Annotated in this window: 15 protein-coding genes and 2 tRNA genes; 8 read left to right on the forward strand and 9 right to left on the reverse strand. The window is 73.3% G+C overall.

Annotated elements, in window-relative coordinates; translation table 11 throughout:
- Window positions 1–383: 383 nt before the first annotated feature.
- Window positions 384–1,169 carry a serine/threonine-protein kinase gene (locus ACZ6W9_RS08935; RefSeq protein WP_389969527.1) on the reverse strand — a complete coding sequence of 262 codons (786 nt, stop codon included), beginning with the start codon at window positions 1,167–1,169 and terminating at the stop codon, window positions 384–386.
- Window positions 1,170–2,343: 1,174 nt separating this feature from the next.
- A complete protein-coding gene (locus tag ACZ6W9_RS08940) occupies window positions 2,344–2,685 on the reverse strand; it encodes a VOC family protein (RefSeq protein ID WP_389969529.1) in 342 nt (113 codons plus the stop codon).
- 86 nt (window positions 2,686–2,771) lie between these two features.
- Between ACZ6W9_RS08940 and ACZ6W9_RS08945 the strand changes: the two genes are divergently transcribed.
- Window positions 2,772–3,281 (forward strand): ArsR/SmtB family transcription factor, encoded by a 510-nt coding sequence (locus tag ACZ6W9_RS08945; RefSeq protein ID WP_470117096.1) that lies wholly within the window; start codon window positions 2,772–2,774, stop codon window positions 3,279–3,281.
- The gene (locus ACZ6W9_RS08950) at window positions 3,278–3,739 is read left to right on the forward strand and encodes an SRPBCC domain-containing protein (RefSeq protein ID WP_470117098.1); all 462 of its coding nucleotides are present in this window, start codon (window positions 3,278–3,280) and stop codon (window positions 3,737–3,739) included. Before ACZ6W9_RS08945 ends, ACZ6W9_RS08950 begins: the two co-directional genes overlap by 4 nt.
- Window positions 3,740–3,881: 142 nt before the next feature.
- Here ACZ6W9_RS08950 and ACZ6W9_RS08955 read toward each other — a convergent pair.
- Window positions 3,882–3,953, reverse strand: a tRNA-Val gene (locus ACZ6W9_RS08955).
- Window positions 3,954–4,021: 68 nt separating this feature from the next.
- Window positions 4,022–4,093 (reverse strand) — tRNA-Gly (locus ACZ6W9_RS08960).
- A gap of 180 nt (window positions 4,094–4,273) precedes the next feature.
- Between ACZ6W9_RS08960 and dusB the strand changes: the two genes are divergently transcribed.
- From dusB to ACZ6W9_RS08975, 3 genes are all read left to right on the forward strand, one after another.
- Window positions 4,274–5,395, forward strand: a complete 1,122-nt coding sequence (dusB, locus tag ACZ6W9_RS08965; protein WP_389969535.1) for a tRNA dihydrouridine synthase DusB — start codon at window positions 4,274–4,276, stop codon at window positions 5,393–5,395.
- A gap of 220 nt (window positions 5,396–5,615) precedes the next feature.
- Window positions 5,616–7,553 carry a TRAP transporter permease gene (locus ACZ6W9_RS08970; protein WP_470117101.1) on the forward strand — a complete coding sequence of 646 codons (1,938 nt, stop codon included), beginning with the start codon at window positions 5,616–5,618 and terminating at the stop codon, window positions 7,551–7,553.
- Window positions 7,550–8,527: a TAXI family TRAP transporter solute-binding subunit gene (locus ACZ6W9_RS08975; protein WP_389969539.1), complete on the forward strand. Its 978-nt coding sequence runs from the start codon at window positions 7,550–7,552 to the stop codon at window positions 8,525–8,527. The genes ACZ6W9_RS08970 and ACZ6W9_RS08975 overlap by 4 nt, the downstream gene beginning before the upstream one ends.
- 99 nt (window positions 8,528–8,626) lie before the next feature.
- On the opposite strand, the gene ACZ6W9_RS08980 is transcribed toward ACZ6W9_RS08975, so the two are convergent.
- Entirely contained in the window at window positions 8,627–10,882 is a 2,256-nt protein-coding gene (locus tag ACZ6W9_RS08980; RefSeq protein WP_389969541.1) for an ATP-binding cassette domain-containing protein, read from the reverse strand.
- A gap of 62 nt (window positions 10,883–10,944) precedes the next feature.
- Between ACZ6W9_RS08980 and ACZ6W9_RS08985 the strand changes: the two genes are divergently transcribed.
- Complete coding sequence (locus ACZ6W9_RS08985) at window positions 10,945–12,009, forward strand: helix-turn-helix transcriptional regulator (protein ID WP_389969543.1); 1,065 nt, start codon at window positions 10,945–10,947, stop codon at window positions 12,007–12,009.
- Between the two features lie 52 nt (window positions 12,010–12,061).
- Here ACZ6W9_RS08985 and ACZ6W9_RS08990 read toward each other — a convergent pair whose 3' ends face one another.
- The 3 genes from ACZ6W9_RS08990 to ACZ6W9_RS09000 all read right to left on the reverse strand — a co-directional run bounded on the left by ACZ6W9_RS08990 (window position 12,062) and on the right by ACZ6W9_RS09000 (window position 16,701).
- On the reverse strand, window positions 12,062–12,577 hold the full coding sequence (locus ACZ6W9_RS08990; RefSeq protein ID WP_362934049.1) for a DUF2087 domain-containing protein: 516 nt from the start codon (window positions 12,575–12,577) through the stop codon (window positions 12,062–12,064).
- Window positions 12,578–12,681: 104 nt separating this feature from the next.
- Window positions 12,682–15,177: a DEAD/DEAH box helicase gene (locus ACZ6W9_RS08995; RefSeq protein ID WP_389969545.1), complete on the reverse strand. Its 2,496-nt coding sequence runs from the start codon at window positions 15,175–15,177 to the stop codon at window positions 12,682–12,684.
- A 96-nt stretch (window positions 15,178–15,273) separates the two neighbouring features.
- Window positions 15,274–16,701, reverse strand: coding sequence for an acyltransferase family protein (locus tag ACZ6W9_RS09000; protein ID WP_389969586.1), 1,428 nt, complete (start codon window positions 16,699–16,701; stop codon window positions 15,274–15,276).
- A 196-nt stretch (window positions 16,702–16,897) separates the two neighbouring features.
- Between ACZ6W9_RS09000 and ACZ6W9_RS09005 the strand changes: the two genes are divergently transcribed.
- The gene (locus ACZ6W9_RS09005) at window positions 16,898–18,145 is read left to right on the forward strand and encodes a sensor histidine kinase (RefSeq protein ID WP_389969547.1); all 1,248 of its coding nucleotides are present in this window, start codon (window positions 16,898–16,900) and stop codon (window positions 18,143–18,145) included.
- Window positions 18,136–18,783, forward strand: a complete 648-nt coding sequence (locus ACZ6W9_RS09010; RefSeq protein ID WP_470117106.1) for a response regulator transcription factor — start codon at window positions 18,136–18,138, stop codon at window positions 18,781–18,783. The genes ACZ6W9_RS09005 and ACZ6W9_RS09010 overlap by 10 nt, the downstream gene beginning before the upstream one ends.
- A gap of 116 nt (window positions 18,784–18,899) precedes the next feature.
- Here ACZ6W9_RS09010 and ACZ6W9_RS09015 read toward each other — a convergent pair whose 3' ends face one another.
- Window positions 18,900–19,970 (reverse strand): TNT domain-containing protein, encoded by a 1,071-nt coding sequence (locus ACZ6W9_RS09015; protein ID WP_470117108.1) that lies wholly within the window; start codon window positions 19,968–19,970, stop codon window positions 18,900–18,902.
- Window positions 19,971–20,083: the final 113 nt, after the last annotated feature.

The raw sequence follows: 20,083 nt of genomic DNA on the forward strand, positions 1-20,083 counted from the left end.
GCTGAATGCCCAGGTGAATGTGACTTTCGACCCATGAATGAGGTAGACAGGAGAGGCAGCTTCCCCCGTCCGGCCCACGGCCACCGCCCAGCATCCGCCGACAGGCGTGGAAGAGCCCGTATCCGTGGTCCGGCATCCGCCGAAGGCACGGAGGAACCCGCGCCCGGCCGGGGTGTCCAATGACCAACCGGAAGTCGATCCGTCATGAGCACACACGTTCACGTCCGCCTCAGTCATGGACTGTCCATGAGCGAGGAGGGAGAACTGGTCCGGCTGTCGCGCTGCCGGTGCGGCGCCGCATGGACCACCACCTACTGGGCCGAGGAGGCCGACGCCGAGTAGCCGCCGCGGCGGTGTGAGACGCGGCCCGAGGACGCTCCGGGTCAGCTGGTGATCGCCATCATCACCTCGGCCGCCGTCGGCCGTTGCCGTGGGTCCTTCGCCAGGCACCGCTCCACCGCGCCGCGCAGGGCCAGAGGCAGCACCGACAGGTCCGGATGGTGGCTGACGAGCATCCGGTGGACCTGCGGCAGCGACCCGCCTTCGAAGGCGTCCCGCCCGGTGGCGCCGTAGAGCATGGTCGAGGCCCAGCTGAAGATGTCGGAGGCCGGACCGACCCGCTCGCCGGAGATCTGCTCCGGCGACATGTACGGCAGGGTGCCTCTGAGGTTGTCCGCCGAGGCCATCGCCATCCGGTCCAGCGCCCCGGCGAAGCCGAAGTCGATCACCCGGGGGCCGTCCGGGCCGAGCAGGACGTTGGCCGGCTTGAAGTCCCGGTGCACGATGCCCGCGGCGTGGATCCCCTTGAGCGCCGCGATCGTCCCGATCGCCAGCCGGGTCAGGCTGTCGCCGTTCCGGGGGCCCTGCTCGTAGACCAGCTTGGCGAGGGAGGGGCCGGGCACGTACTCGGTGACGATGTAGACCAGATCGTCCATGACCCCGGCGTCGAGGATCCGCGCGGTCGCGAAGGGGCGCACCCGCCTGGCCATCTCCGCCTCCCGGAGGAAGCGTTCGCGCTGGTCCGGGCCGCCGACCAGCCTGCCGTGCAGGACCTTGACCGCCACAGGCCCGCCGTTCGGGCCCTTCGCCAGGTAGACGGAGCCCTGGCCGCCCGAGCCGAGCAGCCGCGTCGGCAGGTACGGCCCGATCGGCGGGAACGGGGCGTGCACCGGACCGCCGGGCGCGCTTTGCGGCGGCAAGGGTGCGCTTTGCGGAGGCGGAGCCGGGGAGGCCGGGGGAGGCGCGGGAGCAGCCTGAGCCGGGGGAGCCATCGGAGGCGGAGGAGCCGGCGAAGGTGAGGAAGCCGGCGGAGGCGCCGGAGCGGCCTGAGCCGGGGAAGCCATCGGAGGCGGGACGGCGGATGCCCGGGGCGCCGGCGACGGCGGTTGGGGCGCTTGGGGCCGCGCCGACGGCGGTCGGGGTGCTTGGGGCTGTGCCCGCGGAGGCTGCGGTGTCTTGGCCTGCGGTGTCTGGGCCTGCGGCGACGGGGGACGAGGCCGGCGCGGTGGCGGAGGATACGTCTGGCCGGGATGCGCGGGGCGACGCGCCGCGGACCCGGGGCGGCTGAGATGCCCGGAGTCGTCGAGGGGCCGGGAGAGATCAGGCTGTCCGGGCTGCCCGGGGCGGCCGGCCTGTCCAGGACGGCCCGGAGGTTCGAAGCGTGCCGGACCCGAGGGGCGGGAACCCGGCGGACGTCGCCGGATAGCCGTGGGAGCCGGGCCGGGCGCGAAGACGGCGGGCCGGAGGACCAGCGCGTGCGCCGTGCCGCCCAGCCAGCCCACGAGGACCCAGATCGCCGTGGCCAGGACGTACCGGGAGCCTCCGCTGCCGGGGAGGCCCGCGGCGACGACGTAGACGAACAGCAGCAGGCCGTACGCGCCCGCGGCGAGGGCCGCCGTGCGGCTCCGGAGCCTGACGGCGGCGTGGCCGATGACGAAGGGGGTCGCGAGCCCGCAGGTGTACAGCGGGGCGAACGCCCACGCGAAGCTCAGCGGGGTGATCCGCGGCGCGGGCCCGCCGGGCATGTTCCGCCTGCCGGACCCACCGGGCACGGGTCCACCGGGAGCGCCGGAACCGCCGGGCACCGGTCCACCGGAAGCATCGGGTCCCGGTCCACCGGGGCGGCCGGGTACGGGCCCGCCGGGCGCGCGTTCGTCGGCGTCGCCGTGGTGGGGGACCGAGGGACCGCTGGCTGGGGGCACGCTGTGAATGATACGGCTCGTGCCCCCGCGCGGGCCTGCTCACGACCCGTTCGGCGCGCTGGCCGTCCGGCTCGGTCCGGTCCGGTGCGGCCCGGGGACGGGTGGGTGTCCGGCGGGCGTCCGCCGGGCCATGGAGTCCGGCTCAGCCGAAGCCGGGGGCGGACTGCCAGAGGCTGATCACGGTGCCCTGGTCGTCGGTGATGGCGCAGCCCCGCCCCGACTTACTGTCGAAGATCTCCTCGGCGGTGCCGCCGAGCTTACGGACCATCTCCACGGCCGCCTCGACGTCCTCGACGGAGTAGTACAGGTTGGGCTGCGATGAGGGTCCGTTCGCGTTGAGGCCCATCGGAACCGCGGTGTTGGTGACGTGCAGGTACGTTTCGTGTTCCCGCCTGAACTCCCAGCCGAACAGCGGGCCGTAGAAGGCCGCTCCCCGGTCGAGGTCCGTGACGGACAGCGTGTAGTACCCCAGTTCGACGGCCATGTGCCGGCCTCCGTGATAATCGTCGTTGTCGTTAACTGTTAACAGATTAACGAAAGTGGGCAATAATTAACAGTACCGTGAACCAATTGGACGCCACCCTGGCGGCGCTGGCCGACCCGACCAGGCGCAAGGTGATCGAGTTGCTGCGTGAGAGGCCCCGGCCCGCCGGGGAACTGGCGCAGGCCGTCCGGATGAGCGCGCCCGCCCTCAGCAGGCACCTGCGGGTGCTGCGGGCGAGCGGCCTGGTACACGCCGAGTCCGGTGACGCGGACGCCCGGGTGCGGCTGTACGCGCTGCGCCGCGAGCCGTTCACGGACCTGCAGTCATGGCTGGACCAGGTGCAGGCCTTCTGGGCCGAGCAACTCGGTTCGTTCCGGGATCATGTGGAGCGCGTCGCCTCCTCGGCCGAGCGCTCCTCGACCGAGTACCTCCCGGATGGGCGTTCGCCCGGCGAGTCGGGTGGGCGCTGTGAGCCCGCCGGGCGGCCCGATCCGGCCGGAGACGACACGGAGGACAGCGCGGAGGACGGCGTGGAAGGTGACGCGGAGGACGGCGTGAAGGACAGGGCGGAAGACGGCGCGGGGGGCGGCCGGTGAGTGGCTCCGTCCAGGCCGGGGTCACCGTGCCGGTGGACCGGGCCGCGGCGTTCCGGATCTTCACCGAGGAGATCGACGGCTGGTACGTCCGCGGACCGCACAGCTGGGTCGATCCCGGCCGGGCGGTCGGCATCCGTTTCGAGGACGGTTTCCTGCGCGAGCTGTGGTCGGACGGCGGGCACGTCGACCTCGGCAGGCTCGTGGCCTGGGAGCCGCCGCACCGCCTCATGTGGGCGGACCTGGTCAACCCCGGCGGGCGGATGGAGATCGAGGTGACCTTCCATCCCGTCGAAGACGGCACCGAGGTGCGGCTGCTGCACCACGGCCTCGACACGCTGCCGGCCGACGTGGCCGACCGGATCCGCCGCGGCTACTCGTGGAACATCGCGCTCCGGTGGTTCGCCGGGCGATGGGACTCCGGACGGTCCACCGAGCCGGCCGGTCGCCCGCCGGTGTGAGCGGGCCGCCGAAGCGGCCGGTCGCCCGCCGGTACGAGGGGAGCGTCGAGCCGGCCGGTCGCCGTGGCGGACCGGCCGGGAGACCTGGCGGATCGGCCGGGAAAACAGAGAATCCCAGGCCAGCGGCCTGGGATTTCTTGAGTGGACGATACTGGGATTGAACCAGTGACCTCTTCCGTGTCAGGGAAGCGCTCTCCCGCTGAGCTAATCGTCCGTGCCGGGGTCGGAACATCGGGCGGTCTCCCGGATCCGCCGCCTCGCCCCCGGAGGGGGAGGCTTCCGAGCGGAAGACGGGATTCGAACCCGCGACCCTCACCTTGGCAAGGTGATGCTCTACCACTGAGCCACTTCCGCGTGTTTCCGCCGGGGCTCTCCGCCCCGCGGCGACGAGAGAACTCTAGCGGGTTTTCCGAGTGGTTGCGTAACCGTCATCCCACGGCTCCCGGCCGGCCTCTGCCCGGCCGGGAGCCGTCGCGGCCGGGCAGAGAACGGAGCCGATTCGTACCGCCGCGCGCCGTACGGTAGAAACACGAGGTGGAGTCGTTGAAGCTGGGAGCGCTCGAGGTCTGGCCGCCGGTGGTGCTCGCGCCCATGGCGGGGATCACGAACGCGCCGTTCCGCACGCTCTGTCGTGAGCAGGGCGGCGGGCTGTTCGTCTGCGAGATGATCACGACGCGGGCGCTGGTGGAGCGCAACGCCAAGACGCTCAAGATGATCCGGTTCGGCCCGCGGGAGAAGCCCCGCAGCATCCAGCTGTACGGGGTCGACCCGGTGACCGTCGGGCGGGCCGTCCGCATGATCGCCGACGAGGACCTGGCCGACCACGTCGACCTCAACTTCGGCTGCCCCGTGCCCAAGGTGACCCGGCGGGGCGGCGGCTCGGCGCTGCCGTACAAGCGCAACCTGCTGCGGGCCATCCTGCGCGAGGCGGTGCGCAACGCCGGGACGCTCCCGGTGACCATGAAGATGCGCAAGGGCATCGACGACGACCACCTGACCTACCTCGACGCCGGGCGGATCGCCGTTGAGGAGGGCGTCGCGGCGATCGCGCTGCACGGCCGCACCGCGGTCCAGCACTACGGCGGGACGGCCGACTGGTCGGCCATCGCCCGCCTGAAGGAGGCGGTTCCGGAGATCCCGGTGCTCGGCAACGGTGACATCTGGAGCGCCGGCGACGCGATGCGGATGATGGCCGAGACCGGGTGCGACGGCGTCGTCGTCGGCCGGGGCTGCCTGGGCCGTCCGTGGCTGTTCGCGGACCTGGCGGCGGCCTGCGAGGGCCGCGACGACCGCGTCCGGCCCGCGCTGGGCGAGGTGGCCGCGACCATGGACCGGCACGCGACCCTGCTAGCCGAGGCGTTCGGCAACGAGCAGCACGCCGTGGCGGACTTCCGCAAGCACGTCGGCTGGTACCTCAAGGGATTCGTCGTCGGCGCCGACCTGCGCCGCAGCCTGGCCACCTCCTCCACCCTCGCCGGTCTGCGCGAGGGGCTGGCCGGGCTCGACGCCGCCCAGCCCTGGCCCGACGGGGCCGACACCCCGCGCGGCAAGACCAACCCGCGCGACCGGGTCCACCTGCCCGCGGGCTGGCTGGACGACCCGTACGAGATGGCGGTCCCCTGCGCCGACGCGGAGACCGACACCTCCGGCGGCTGACCGACCGCCCGCCTTCCCCGGGTCCGCCCGGCTCCGTCCCCTGCCTCCCCGTTCGCGCGCGTGCGACCGTCCGCCCGCCGTACGAAGCCGCCGGCCGAAGGTCCTCGCCGTGCCGCGGACGGAGGAAGTGATCATAATGTGATCTTCCCTTGACTGGCCGCCGTCGGCTCCCCGGGTATCCACTGTCAGTGACCCGGCGGCTCACGGCTGGAGACGGCGTTTGACGGAGACCACGCCCACGGGGACCGGCACGACCGACGACCTGATCGCCGAATTCGACGCCGAGCGGCCCGCCCGGCGCCTGACCGGCCGATTGGCCGCGGCCGTCACGGTCGTCGCGCTCTGCCTGTCGCTCTACGCGCTGTACCAGGTGTTCCGTCCCGGGCAGGTCCTGCCGTACCGGATGCTCTTCCTCGCGGTCGCGCTGCCGCTGACCTTCGTCTGCTACCGGCCGGGGCGGCGCGGCGGGGCCCGCCCGGGGATCGCCGACTGGACGCTCGCCGCGCTGTCGCTCGCCGCCTGCCTCTACCCGCTGGTCGTGTTCGACGGGTTCATCCGGCGGGCCGCCGACCCCACGAGCCTCGACGTGGCGGTGGGCGCGGTCGTCGTGCTGCTGGTGCTGGAGGCGTGCCGGCGCACCGTCGGCTGGATCCTGCCGGTCGTCTGCCTGCTCTTCCTGGCCTACGCCTACTACGGTGGCTACCTGCCGATCGACTGGGTCGTCGGGCACCGCGGCTACGACATCGACCGGATCATCGTCGCCTCCGTGATGGGCACCGACGGCGTGTACGGCGTGCCGCTGGACGTGGCGGCCACCTACATCATCCTGTTCACGATCTACGGGGCCGTCCTCGACCACTCCGGCGCGGGAAGGTTCTTCGTGGACGTCTCCCTGGCCGCCTTCCGCCGCTCCCGCTCGGCGCCGGGCCGTACGGTCACCCTCGCCGGGTTCCTGCTCGGCACGGTCAGCGGCTCGGGCGTCGCGACGACGGTGAGCGTGGGCAGCGTCGCCTGGCCTATTCTGCGCCGGGCGGGCTACCCGCCGGAGCAGGGCGGGGGTGTGCTCGCCGCGGCGGGCATCGGCGCGATCCTGTCGCCGCCCACGCTGGGCGCGGCGGCGTTCATCATCGCCGAGTACCTACGGGTGAGCTACCTGACCGTGCTGGTCTACGCGACGATCCCCACGCTCCTGTACTACCTCGGCATCTTCCTGGCCATCGAGATCGACGCCCGCAGGTACGGCACGCGGACGGTCGAGGTGGACGCGCCCCGGCTGTGGCCGCTGCTGCGCCGCTTCGGCTACCACTTCAGCTCGCTGTTCGTGATCGTCGTGCTGATGGCGCTGGACCAGTCGCCGTTCCGCGCCGTCGTCTACGCCACCCTGCTGGCGTTCGCGCTGTCGTTCCTGGACCGCGAGCACCGGCTGACCCCGCGCCGGGCGGCCGACGCGCTGGCCGCGGGCACCACGGGGGTGCTGCCGGTCGCGGCCACCTGCGCCGCGGCCGGGCTGATCGTCGCCGTCGTCACCCTGACCGGGCTGGGCCTCAAGGCCGGCTCGCTGATCGTCGGCGCCTCCGGCGGGCAGCTCCTCCTCACCGCGCTGCTGTGCGCGCTGGCGGTGCTGATCCTGGGTCTGGCCGTGCCGGTGACCGCGTCGTTCGTCATCGCGGCGGTGATCATCGGGCCCGCGCTGACCGGCCTCGGGGTCACCCCGGCCGAGGCGTACATGTTCATCTTCTACTACGCGGTGCTGTCGGAGGTCAGCCCGCCCACGGCGCTGTCGGCCTTCGCGGCCTCGGCGATCACCGGCGGCAACGCGCACCGGACCATGCTGGCCACCTGGAAGTACACGCTTCCGGCGTTCCTGGTGCCGTTCGCGTTCGTGCTGACCCCGGCGGGTTCGGCGCTGCTCGCCCAGGGCGGAGCAGGGGAGATCCTGGCCGCCGCGGCGGTCTCGGCGCTCGCCGTGGCCGCGCTGGCCGCCGCCACCGGCGGCTGGCTGGCCGGTCCAGCCGGGCCGGTCGAACGGGCGCTGTGCGGGGTGGCCGCGGTCCTGCTGCTGTTCCTGTCGCCTCTCCCGGCCCTGGCCGGGGCGGGCGTCCTCGCTCTCGCCATCGCACTGCATCTCGTCACACGAGCACGGGAGAGACGATCATGACATTCAGACGGGTGGCGGCCGTGCTGGCCGCCGGGACGCTGGCGCTGACGCTCGGCGGCTGCGGCGGCGACCGGTCGGCCGAGCGGGGGACGGGCGGGACCGCCGCCCAGGGCGGGCGGCTGTCGATCGCCACCGGCAACACCACCGGCGTCTACTACGTCCTGGGTGGCGGACTGGCCGACCAGATCGGCAAGAACCTCCCCGGCTACCAGGCGACGGCCGAGGCGACCGGCGCCTCGGTGGAGAACATCCAGCGGGTGGTCAAGGGCGACTCCGACATCGCCTTCAGTCTCGCCGACTCGGCCGCCGACGCGGTGGCGGGTAAGGGGGCGTTCACCTCCCCCCAGCCGATCCGCGCGCTCGCCCGCCTGTACGACAACTACACGCAGGTCGTGGCCACCACCGACTCCGGGGTGAAGTCCGTCGCCGACCTCAAGGGCAAGCGGGTCTCCACCGGATCGCCCAACTCCGGCACCGAGGTCATCGCGTTGCGCATGCTCAAGGCGGCGGGCCTCGATCCCGAGGCGGACGTCACCCGCCAGTCGCTGGGCCTGCCCGAGAGCGTGCAGGGCATCAAGGACGGCACCCTCGACGCCCTGGTCTGGTCCGGCGGGCTGCCCACCCCCGGCATCACCGACCTGCTGACCAGCATGAAGGGCGAGGTCGTCTTCGTCCCGCTGGACTCCGTGCTGGAGCCGATGCGGGCCGAGCACGGCCCGGTCTACGCCGCGGGCACCATCGCCAAGGACGTCTACGCCACCCCGGCCGACGTGTCCACGATCGTCGTGCCGAACCTCCTCGTGGTGAACGAGAAGATGGACGCCAAGCTGGCGGGAGACCTGGCCAGGCTGCTGTTCGACCACAAGGCCGACCTGGAGAGGGTCCACCCGGCCGCCAAGGCCATCACCCGGGAGAACGCCCCGAAGACCGACCCCGTGCCGCTGCACGACGGCGCGAAGAAGTACTACGGCTGACCGGCCCACGGTACGGCGGGCCGTACCCACGGCGGGCGGCTCGCGGTACGGCGGGCCGGCCGGTCCGGTGTACGGCCCGCACCCGCGGGCGGCGGCGCGTCAGCGCGATCGGGCCAGGTCGCGGCGCAGCTCCTCCGCGGTGACGGAGCCGGTCGCCTCCAGCAGCGCCCGGGGCGTGCCCTCGAACACGACGGCGCCGCCCTGGTCGCCGCCGCCGGGCCCGAGGTCGACGACCCAGTCGGCGCTCTTGACCACGTCGAGGTCGTGCTCGATGACGATGACCGTGTTGCCCGCGTCCACCAGCCCGTCGACGATTCCGATCAGCCGGTCCACGTCCGCCATGTGCAGGCCGGTGGTGGGCTCGTCCATCACGTAGACACCGCCGCTCCTGCTGAGTTCCCCGGCGAGTTTGATCCGCTGGCACTCGCCGCCGGACAGGGTGCTGAGCGGCCGGCCGAGCGTGAGGTGGCCCAGCCCGACCTCCTCGACCGAGCGCAGCACCCGCCGCGGCTTCGGCTCGGTGAGGAACCCCGCGGCCTCGCTCACCGTCATCTCCAGCACGTCCGAGATCGACCTGCCGCGCAGGGTGTGCCGCAGCACCTCCTCCTGGAAGCGCCGCCCGTGGCAGGTCTCGCACACCGACGTGACGCCGTCCATGAACGCCAGGTCGACGTGGACGACGCCGAGGCCCCGGCACGCCGGGCAGGCGCCTTCGGAGTTGAAGCTGAACAGCGCCGGGCTCACCCCGTTCGCGGCGGCGAACAGCCTGCGGATCTCGGTCATCAGACCGGTGTAGGTGGCCGGGGTGGAGCGGACCGACGTGCCGACCGCGGACTGGTCGACGACCACCGCCTTCGGGTGCGCGGTCAGGAACGCCTCGTTGACCAGGCTGCTCTTGCCGGACCCGGCGACGCCGGTGACGACGGTGAGCACCCCGGCGGGGAAGGAGACGGTGACGTCCCTCAGGTTGTTCACGTTCGCGCCGGTGACGGTCAGCTCGCCGGTCGGCGCGCGGAACCTCTCCTTGAGCGGCCGGACGCGGCGCAGGTGCCGTCCGGTGACGGTGTCCGCCTCGCGCAGGCCCGTGACGCCGCCCTCGTAGACGATCTCGCCGCCGTGCGTCCCCGCGCGCGGGCCGACGTCCACCACGTGGTCGGCGATCTCGATGACGTCGCGGTCGTGCTCCACGACGAGGACGGTGTTGCCCTTGTCCCGCAGCGCGCGCAGCAACGCGCTCATGTTCGCCACGTCGCGCGGGTGCAGCCCGATGGTGGGCTCGTCGAAGACGTACGTCATGTCGGTGAGGCTGCTTCCGAGGTGCTTGACCATCTTGATCCGCTGCGACTCCCCGCCGGAGAGGGTCGCGGTGGGCCGGTCCAGGGTGAGGTAGCCCAGACCGATGCCGGCCATGTGCCGCAGCCGGTCCAGAAGGGGCGGGACCACCGCCGCCGCGACGGGGCCGTCGATCCTCTCGATGACCCCGGCGAGGTGGCGGACCTCCATCGCGGACAGCTCGGCGATGTTGCGGCCGTCGATCCGGCAGGCCAGCGCCGCCGGGTTGAGCCGGGCGCCCCGGCACGCCGGGCACGGCCGGGAGGAGGTGAACGCCATCACCTCCTCCCGCCTGGAGGTCTGCTCCCCGTCCCGGTTGACGTAGAGGCGGTCGAACTTGACGACCAGTCCCTCGAACCTCTGCGGGGCCGTGCCGCTCCGCATCTCCATGGAGACCGTCGTCCCGCCGCCGTACAGGAACCGGTCCCACTCCTCGGGGGTGTAGCCGGTCAGCGGCCTGTCGTTGTCGAACAGGCCGGAGGCGGTGTAGGTCTTCCAGTACCACGTGCCGACTCCGAAGCCCGGCAGGAGGATCGCGCCCTCGTTGAGGGACCTCGTCCGGTCCAGCGCCCGGTCGAGGTCCAGCGCCACCTTCCGGCCGACGCCCTCGCACTCCGGGCACATCCCGGCCGGGTCGTTGAAGGAGAACGCGTTGGAGTAGCCCGCGGGCGGCGTGCCGATCCGGGAGTACAGCAGGCGCAGCAGGGGGTGGATGTCGGTGACCGTTCCGACGGTGGAGCGGGAGCTGCCGCCGATGCGCTGCTGGCCGATGACGACGGCGGCCGACAGGCCCTCGATGTGGTCGGCGTCCGGCCTGCCGTACTTCGGCAGGCGGTTGCGGACGAACGCGGGGAAGGTCTCGTTGAGCTGCCGCTGCGACTCCGCGGCGATCGTGCCGAACACGAGAGACGACTTGCCCGACCCCGAGACGCCGGTGAAGACCGTGATCCGCTGCTTCGGGATCTTCAGGGAGACGTTCCGCAGGTTGTTCTGCCGGGCGCCGGTGATCTCGATGTGACTCATGCGGACGACGCTACGAGGGGTCGCGGTCAGATTCCGGCCGCGATCGGTGGGATCGTGGAGGCATGAGCGACACCACGGGACGGACGCTCCGGCTGCTGTCACTGCTCCAGGCGCACCGGGAGTGGCCCGGGGCCGAGCTCGCCGGGCGGCTCGGGGTCAGCCCGCGCACGCTGCGCCGCGACGTGGACCGGCTGCGGGAGCTGGGGTATCCGGTCCGCTCCGTCAGCGGCCCCGCCGGGGGGTATCGGCTGGAGGCCGGGACCGCGATGCCGCCGCTGCTGCTCGACGACGAGGAGGCGGTGGCCATCGCGGTGGGCCTGCGGACCGCGGCGGCCGGTACGGTGGCCGGGATCGAGGAGACCTCGGCCCGCGCCCTGGCCAAGCTGGAGCAGGTGCTGCCCTCCCGGCTGCGCCGCCGGGTCGCCGCCCTGCACACCCAGACCGTGGCGCTGCCCGGCGCGCTGCCCCGTCCCTGGCCGACCGTCGACGCCGAGACCCTCGCCGTCCTGGCGCAGGCCGCCCGGGACCGCGAGCGCCTGCGCTTCGGCTACCGGGGCCGCGACGGCGCCGAGAGCGCCCGCCTGGCCGAGCCGTACCGGCTGGTGTCCACCGGGCGGCGCTGGTACCTCGTCGCCTGGGACGCCGGGCGGGAGGACTGGCGGACCTTCCGGGTGGACCGGATGAGCGGCGCGCGGGCGGTCGGCGTCCGCTTCACCCCGCGGGAGCCGCCCGAGGGTTACGTCGAGCGTTCCGTCGTCGCGCCGATCAGCCGCCACCGGGCGGTGGTCACCCTGTACGCGCCCCTGGCCGTCGCCGCCGAGCGGATGTGGCCCTCCGAGCACGTACGGCTGGAGGCGATCGACGAGCACAGCTGCCTGCTGCGCACCGGGGGCGACTCACTGGAGTGGCTGGCCCTGGTCATCGGCCTGCTGGACCTGGACTTCACCGTTCACGAGCCGCCCGAGCTCATCGGCCGGATGCGGCGGCTGGCCGACCGGCTGCGCGTCCCCGCGGGGTCCGGCGGGGACGGGTCCGGCGGGGACGGGCCCTGCGGGCCGGGTCCTGCGGAGGCGGGGACGCCCCCGCAGGACCCGGCCGGGGTGCGAGCCTCCGCGGAGGAGGCGTGACCGGCCGGGTGCGGGGACCGGCCGGCCGTACGGCGGAGCCGCCGGACGCCGCTCAGGGCTCGACCGAGCCGCCGGTGCGCCAGTAGACGTTGTTCTCCCTGCCCAGCATCCCCTCGTCGACCAGGTAGCGGCGCAGCGCCGCGAAGTCGTCGTGGAAGGCGCGCAGCGCGACGTCCACCTCCTTCTCCGGGTAGCGGACCCCCGGCTCGAAGACCTGGGCGATGTAGTCGAGCACGATGATCTGCTTGTCGCGCTTGGTGGGGATCGCCCGCAGCCGCCCGTCCACCAGGAACGACCGCAGCACCTTCTCCTCGGGGGAGGACGGCTCGGCGGGCCTGGCCGTGGTGTGCAGCAGCTCGCGGAACCGCTCCCTGCGCACCGTCCACCGGCCGTCGTCGTCCCGTACGGCCAGGCCCCCGCGTTCCAGCCGGTCCAGCGCCCGGCGTAACGCCTCCTTGCCGAGTCCCGAATCCTCGGGTTCGCCGTTCAGCGTCAGCGCCGCCAGCGTCCGCAGCGTGTCCTCCTGGTAGAGCAGGCCCAGCACCTGCCTGATCGCGTCGTCACTCATGCCCCTATTCTCTCGGCCCCGCCGGGTGTTTCCGGCCGCCCCGGAACGGCCGGAGGACCCACGCGGAGGACCGGGACCGGCCACCGGAGACGATCAGGGCCGGGTCAGAGCCGGTTGAGGCCGGTGACGTGGACGACGGCGCGGCCCTCCTCGTCGGAGGCGGCGAGGTCCACCTGGGCGTCGATGCCCCAGTCGCCGTCGCCCGCCGGGTCGGCGATGACCTGGCGGACCCGCCACAGCTCCTTCTCCTCCTCGATGCGCAGCAGCGCCGGGCCGCGGGCGTCGGGGCCGGTGCCGACCTCCTCGTGGTCGTCGTAGTAGGCGTCGAGGGCGGCCGGCCAGTCGACGTCGGGGGCGAGCTCGGCCAGCTCCTCCTCCTTCTCCAGGGCGACCAGCTCGACCAGGCGGAACATCGCGTTGCGGACCAGCACCCGGAACGCGCGCGGGTTGGCGGTGACCGGCCGCGGCTTCGTCTCGATCTCCTGCTCCGCGCCCTCCTCGGTGGTGGGGTTGGCCAGCTTCTCCCACTCGTCGATCAGGCTGGAGTCGACCTGGCGGACCAGCTCGCCCAGCCACTCGATGAGGTCGACGAGGTCCTCGGTCTTGAGGTGCTCGGGGATGGTCCGTGACAGCGTGCGGTAGGCGTCGGCGAGGTAGCGCAGGATCGTGCCCTCGGAGCGGGACAGGTCGTAGAACTGCACGTAGTCGGAGAAGGTCATCGCCCGCTCGTACATGTCGCGCACGACGCTCTTCGGGCTGACCGTGTAGTCGCCGACCCAGGGGTGGCCCCGGCGGTAGGTCTCGTAGGCGCCCAGCAGCTCGTCGGCCAGCGGCATCGGGTGGGTGATCTCGGCGAGCAGCTCCATCCGCTCCTCGTACTCGATGCCGTCGGCCTTCATCTGCGCCACGGCCTCGCCGCGGGCCTTGTTGAGCTGCGCCGACAGGATCTGGCGGGGGTCGTCGAGGATGGACTCGATGACCGAGACCGCCTCCAGCGCGTAGGTCGGCGACTCGAGGTCCAGCAGGTCGAGGGCGGCCAGCGCGAAGGTGGACAGCGCCTGGTTCAGCGCGAAGTCCTCCTGCAGGTCGACGGTCAGACGCGCCCGGCGGCCCTGCTCGTCGGGCTCGGCGAACTGCTCGACCACGCCGCCGGCCAGCAGCGACCGGTAGATCGCGATGGCCTGGCTGATGTGCCGCCGCTGCCACCTGCGGTCCTCGTGGTTGTCGGTGAGCAGGTGCTTCATCGCCGCGAAGCAGTCGCCGGGGCGGTTGATCACCGCGAGCAGCATCGCGTTGGTGACCTTGAAACGGGAGCCGAGCGGCTCCGGCTCGGCCTGCTGGAGCTTCTCGAACGTCTCCTCGCTCCAGCCGACGAAGCCCTCCGGCGGCTTCTTGCGGGCGTAGCCGCGCCGCCTCTTCGGGTCGTCGCCGATCTTGGCCAGCGCCTTCTCGTTCTCGATGACGTGCTCGGGGGCCTGGCAGACGACGTAGCCGATCGTGTCGAAGCCCGCCCGGCCGGCCCGCCCGGCGATCTGGTGGAACTCCCGGGCGCGCAGCCGGCGCACCTTCGTGCCGTCGTACTTGCTCAGCGCGGTGAACAGCACGGTCCTGATCGGCACGTTGACGCCGACGCCGAGGGTGTCGGTGCCGCAGATGACCTTCAGCATGCCCGCCTGGGCGAGCCGCTCCACCAGCCGGCGGTACTTCGGCAGCATCCCGGCGTGGTGGACGCCGATGCCGTGCCGTACCAGGCGGGACAGGGCGCGGCCGAAGCGGGTGGTGAAGCGGAAGTTGCCGATCAGCGCGGCGATGGCCTCCTTCTCGGCCTTGGAGCACATGTTGATGCTCATCAGCGCCTGCGCCCGCTCCATGGCCGAGGCCTGGGTGAAGTGGACGACGTAGACCGGGGCCTGGCCGGTCGCGAGCATCTCCTCCAGCGTCTCGTGCAGGGGGGTGAGGCGGTAGGAGTACACCAGCGGGACCGGCCGCTCGGCGTTCTTGACGACCGCGGTGGGCCTGCCGGTGCGCCGGGTGAGGTCCTCCTCGAACATGCTGACGTCGCCCAGCGTCGCCGACATCAGGATGAACTGCACGTGCGGCAGCTCCAGCAGCGGCACCTGCCAGGCCCAGCCCCGGTCGGGCTCGGCGTAGAAGTGGAACTCGTCCATCACGACCTGGCCGATGTCGGCCGCCGCGCCGTCGCGCAGCGCGACGTTGGCGAGGATCTCCGCGGTGCAGCAGATGATCGGCGCGCCCGGGTTGACGCTCGCGTCGCCGGTCATCATGCCGACGTTCTCGGTGCCGAACACCGCGCACAGGTCGAAGAACTTCTCCGACACCAGCGCCTTGATCGGCGCGGTGTAGAAGGTGCGCACGTCCCGGGTGAGGGCGGTGAAGTGGGCGCCGGCCGCCACCAGGCTCTTGCCCGACCCGGTGGGCGTGGCCAGGATCAGGTTGTTCCCGGAGACGACCTCGATCAGCGCCTCCTCCTGGGCGGGATAGAGGGTGAGCCCCCGCTCGGAGTTCCACGCGACGAACGCGTCGAAGATGGTGTCGGGGTCGGCGTCGATCTCTTCTGGCAGGCGATCTACAAGGCTCACGGTTCAATACTGCCGAAGAACCGGCGGTGGTCGGACCAGCGGGGGGCGGATCGGGTCACGTTTCGGCGGGAACGCCGGCCGTACGGGCCCCGCGGATCACCGCCGGGTCCCGGGGGCGGGCGCCGCGTTCCGCCGGGCGGGCGCGGCCGTACGGCCGAGCAGCAGCGCCGAGAGCAGCAGCCCCGCGCCGGCCAGCGGCGCCGGTCCCGGCACGAAGCCGAACGCGGTGAACAGGAGCAGGCCCGCGGTGGCCAGCCCCGCCGCCACCGCGATCCGGACCGTCCCCCCGGTGTACGGCGTGGCCGGCCGGGGCGTCTCGAACCGGGAGAAGGCGCGCAGCAGCGGCCACAGCGCCAGGACGAGCAGCAGCAGCCAGTGGGGCCAGCCCGCCAGCCAGGCCGGGCCGCCCGGCTCCGGGGTGGAGATCCCCAGGCCCACCACGACCATCGCCGTGACGACGCACAGGGCGCTCATGTGCCACAGGTAGACCGTCATCATCCGCGGGCCGGTCCAGGCGAGCACCCTGGACACCGCGGGGAGGCGGGCGAACGCCATCGCGCAGGGACGCAGGGCCAGGGTCAGGCCGACCTGCCCGGCGCCCACCGCCAGCAGCGCGAGGGTGGGCGGCGCCATGTTGGAGACGGCCGCGCCCGGCATCCCGATCATGCTGCCGGGGTAGGGGCCGGCGGCCACCAGCACCGCGGCCGCGCCGTACCCGGCCAGGGCGATCAGCCAGGGGCGGCGCGGGCGGCCCGCGGCGTACCGCAGGCCGAGCTGGTGGATCGCGGGCCAGACGAACGCGATGTTGAGGTACCCGGCCGCCTCCAGGCCGCCGGCGAAGCGCACGAGGTCCACCACGACGGCCCCCGCCGCCATCGCCGCGGGCACCCGGAGCCCGTACGCCGCGTCCAGCCTGACCAGCAGCGGGGTCAGCGCCACCACGGCCACGTACACCGCCAGGAACCACAGCAGCTGCCCGGCCAGCCGCGCGGCCGTCAGCACCGGCTGCTCCGGCAGGCCCATCGCGAGCAGCAGGTGGGGCAGCGGCAGCCAGACCGCGGCCAGCGGCACCACCGGCAGGACCAGGCGGCGCAGCCGGGCGGCGACCCAGGCGGGGGCCGGAAGACCGCGCCGCGCCGCGCGGCCGAAGGAGATCGCACCGGCCGCGCCCCCGGCGAAGAAGATCAGCGGCATGACCTGGCTGACCCAGGTGACCAGCCACATGTTCCCGGACGCGAGCGCGTTGCCGGTGGTGATCCTGCCGTCGCCGAAGGACAGCACCGGCATGCTCCAGTGCTGCAGCACCACCAGCGCCATGCCGAGCAGGCGCAGCACGTCGACGAACAGGTCGCGGCCGGGCTCCGCGCCGGGCGCGGGGCGACCGGGCGGCGGCCCGGACGCCGTGCGCCGGGGCGGCACCGGACCGGGTGCGGGACGACCGGCCGGCGCGGTCACCGGCGCGGCCGCGGGTGCCGTCGCCGGGGCGGTCCGCGGCGCCGTACGGCCCGCGAGGAGGGGGATCACGGCGGTCAAGGGAGGGCCTCGATTCCTCGAAAAGGGGATGTCCCGACCCTCCCGCGCGGCCCCCGCCCGGCGCAGTGACGCCCGCAGCAGTCTTCGGGTGCGGGCCGCCTCCGCGCCGGGGGTAGGGCAGGCCCCACCCCCGTACACCTGCACACCGGCTCGATCGGCCATGCCCCCCGCACCTACCGTTGGCCGTATGAGACCGCTCCTGCGCCGGGCCGGCGCCGACACCCGCTACCTGCTCGCCGGCTTCCCCATTTCGATCGTCTTCTTCTCCCTCATGGTCGCGGGCTTCGCCGCGGGGGTGGGCACCGCGGTGGTGTGGATCGGCGTGCCGATCCTCGCCACGACGCTGCTGGCGGCGCGCGGGCTGGCCGACACCGAGCGGAGGATGCTGCCGGAGGTGCTCGGCCGCCCGCTGGCCCGGCCCCGCTACCGGCCCGCCCCGGAGGGCGCCGGGCGGCTCCGCCGGATCGTCAACCCGCTGACCAGCGGGCAGTCATGGCTGGACCTGCTCTACGGCATCGTGTCCTTCCCCATCGCGATCGTGACCTTCGTCTTCACGGTGACCTGGTGGGCCGGGACCATCCTCGGCCTGACCTATCCGATCTACGGGTGGGTCATCGCCGCCATCCCGGGCAACGAGGGACTGCCCTACCTGCTCGGGCTGGGCGACGCCATCTGGCTGGAGGTGGCGTTCAACACCGGCATCGGCGTGCTGTTCGCCCTCACCCTGCCGCTCGTCCTGCGCGGCTGCGCGCTGGTCCGGGCCGGGCTGGGCCGGGCGATGCTGGTCAGCGTCGCCGAACTGCACGAGCGCATCGACGACCTGGCCGAGGGGCGGGCCGCGGCGGTGTCGGCGGAGGCCAACGCGCTGCGGCGGCTGGAGCGCGACATCCACGACGGGCCGCAGCAGCGCCTGGTCTCCCTGGCCATGGACCTGTCCCGGGCACAGCGCCAGCTCAGGCGCGACCCCCAGGCGGTCGAGCAGATGCTCGGCCAGGCCATCACCTCCACCCGCGAGACCCTCGACGAGCTGCGCGCCCTGTCGCGCGGCATCGCGCCGCCGATCCTCACCGACCGGGGTCTGGCCCCGGCGCTGGCGGCGCTGGCCGGCCGCTGCACGATCCCCGTCGAGCTGGACGTCCAGGTGACCGGGCGCTTCGCCGCCGCCATCGAGAACACCGTCTACTTCGTGGTCGCCGAGTCCCTGGCCAACGCCGCCAAGCACAGCCACGCCACGGTGTGCTCGGTCACGCTGGCGCGGACCGGCGGCGTCCTGATGCTCACGATCGGGGATGATGGGGTGGGCGGCGCACACGTCGCCAAGGGGCACGGCCTGTCCGGCCTCGCCGACCGCCTGAGGGCGGTGGACGGGGAACTGACGGTGGACTCACCGGTGGGCGGGCCGACGGTGATCGTGGCGGAGGTTCCGTGCGGGTAGTGGTGGCCGATGACGCGGTGCTCATCAGGGAGGGCCTGATCCGGCTGCTGGAGGAGTTCGGCTGCGAGGTCGTCGCCGCGGTGGGGGACGGCGACGCCCTCGTGCGGGCCGTCGCCGAGCACCGGCCGGACGTCTCGGTGGTGGACGTCCGGATGCCGCCCGGCTTCACCGACGAGGGGCTGCGGGCGGCGGTCGAGGCCCGCCGCCGGGTGCCCGGCGCGCCGGTGCTGATCCTGTCGCAGTACGTCGAGGTGTCCTACGCCGACGACCTGCTCGCCGACGCCAGGGGAGCGGTGGGATACCTGCTCAAGGACCGCGTCGTGGACGTGGACGACTTCATGGGCGGCCTGCGCGCGGTGGCGTCCGGCGGAACGGTCTTCGACCCGCAGGTGGTGTCCCAGCTGATGGTACGGCGCCGCCGCGACGACCCGCTCGGCTCCCTCACCCCCCGCGAGCGCGAGGTGCTGTCCCTGATGGCGGAGGGGAGATCCAACCCCGCCATCGGACGGCACCTCGTGATCAGCGAGGGGGCGGTGGAGAAGCACATCCGCAACATCTTCGCCAAGCTCGGCCTGTACGCCGAGGACGGTGACCAGCATCGCCGCGTCCTGGCGGTGCTGGCCTACCTGCGTTCCTGACGCCGCGGCCGGGGCTCCGGTCCTGGCGGCCCGACGTGGTTCCGCCTCATCCGGCCCCGCATGACCGGTCTCACCCGGTCCGGCCGCGCCGTCTCATCCGGTTTCGCGGCCCCGGGTCACGCCGGCACGTAGATCCGCTCCAGGTAGCCGTTGGCGACCAGCCAGCTCACCGGCAGCTCCGCAGGGTCCTGCGGCGCCTCGGGGATGTACTTGCTGAGCAGGTGGTACTGGATCCCCCCGCCCCGCAGCTGGAACGCCGGGGCCGCCGGGCCCGCGTCCACCCGGAACGCCTTCAGCACCTGGTAGGCGTGGTAGCTGCACGGGTACTCCGGCGCCGCCGGGAAGGTGTTGAGGTTGCTCGGGGGCAGCGCGCGCCCGACGTAGGAGCCGCCGAAGGGCGCGAGGAACGAGCCGCCCTCGCCGCCGAAGCGGTCGAGCTTCCGGCCCACGGGCAGCGTCACGGTCGTGACCAGCGGCCTGCCGTTGGGCCAGCCGCCGGAGGTGGCGAAGCCGAAGTACGGTGGGTAGCGGTAGAACCCGGTCGTCTCGTCCTGGTAGCGGTAGAGGAACTTCCACGGCGGCAGCCCGCCCAGCGGGGTGTAGCCGCGCAGGATGCTGCCGAGCAGCCCTCTCCTGGGCAGGTACACCGGCCCCAGTTCCGGCTTGTCGGCGATGTACGGCGGGCCACAGAGCTGTCGCGGCTGCGGGCCCGGCGGTGGTCCGGGCGGCGGTCCGGGCCTGACGCCGGGCCTGGTGTGGGGCGGCGGTACGGGCCAGGTGCCGGTGCCGGCGGCGTTCGCGCCGGCGACGGCCGGTGGGGCCTGGACGGCGTCCGTCCGCGGCGCCGGCACGGTCACCGGAGCCCGGTCCGCCCGCGGCGCGGCCGCCCCGGCCGGGGCGCCGGGCGGGACGGCCGGGACCGAGGCCGGGGACATGGTGTCCGTGGCCGGTCCGGAGCGCGGAGCCGCGACCGGGTCCGCGCACGGGACGCCGGGGGCCGAAGCGGCCGTCCCGCCCGCCGGCGCCGGCCGGCCGGTCGCGGGCAGACAGTACGCCCCGCCGGGCGCGGGAGCGGCGCCGGAACGGGTGTCGTCCTGTGCCGCCGCGGCGGCGCCGGACACCGTGGCGAAGGCGCCCATGGTGCTCAGGGCGGCTGCCAGCAGCGCGCGTCGTGGTGAGTACCGCACGATTCCTCCCGAGGAATTAGCGCATGGCTGAATGGCGGCTTCGCGCCGCATCAGCGGATGAGCGGGGAAGGCGCGCGGAATACGGCCGTTCTCCCGTGACTTTTCCCGGGCCG

Source organism: Streptosporangium sp. NPDC053982, assembly GCF_055585205.1.

Excerpts from the sequence above, each read along its gene's own strand:
- ACZ6W9_RS08940 (WP_389969529.1), bottom strand. The coding sequence starts at position 2,685 with ATGGCCGTCGAACTGGGGTACTACACGCTGTCCGTCACGGACCTCGAC.
- ACZ6W9_RS08975 (WP_389969539.1), top strand. The coding sequence starts at position 7,550 with ATGACATTCAGACGGGTGGCGGCCGTGCTGGCCGCCGGGACGCTGGCG.
- ACZ6W9_RS08980 (WP_389969541.1), bottom strand. The coding sequence starts at position 10,882 with ATGAGTCACATCGAGATCACCGGCGCCCGGCAGAACAACCTGCGGAAC.
- ACZ6W9_RS08985 (WP_389969543.1), top strand. The coding sequence starts at position 10,945 with ATGAGCGACACCACGGGACGGACGCTCCGGCTGCTGTCACTGCTCCAG.
- ACZ6W9_RS08990 (WP_362934049.1), bottom strand. The coding sequence starts at position 12,577 with ATGAGTGACGACGCGATCAGGCAGGTGCTGGGCCTGCTCTACCAGGAG.
- ACZ6W9_RS09005 (WP_389969547.1), top strand. The coding sequence starts at position 16,898 with ATGAGACCGCTCCTGCGCCGGGCCGGCGCCGACACCCGCTACCTGCTC.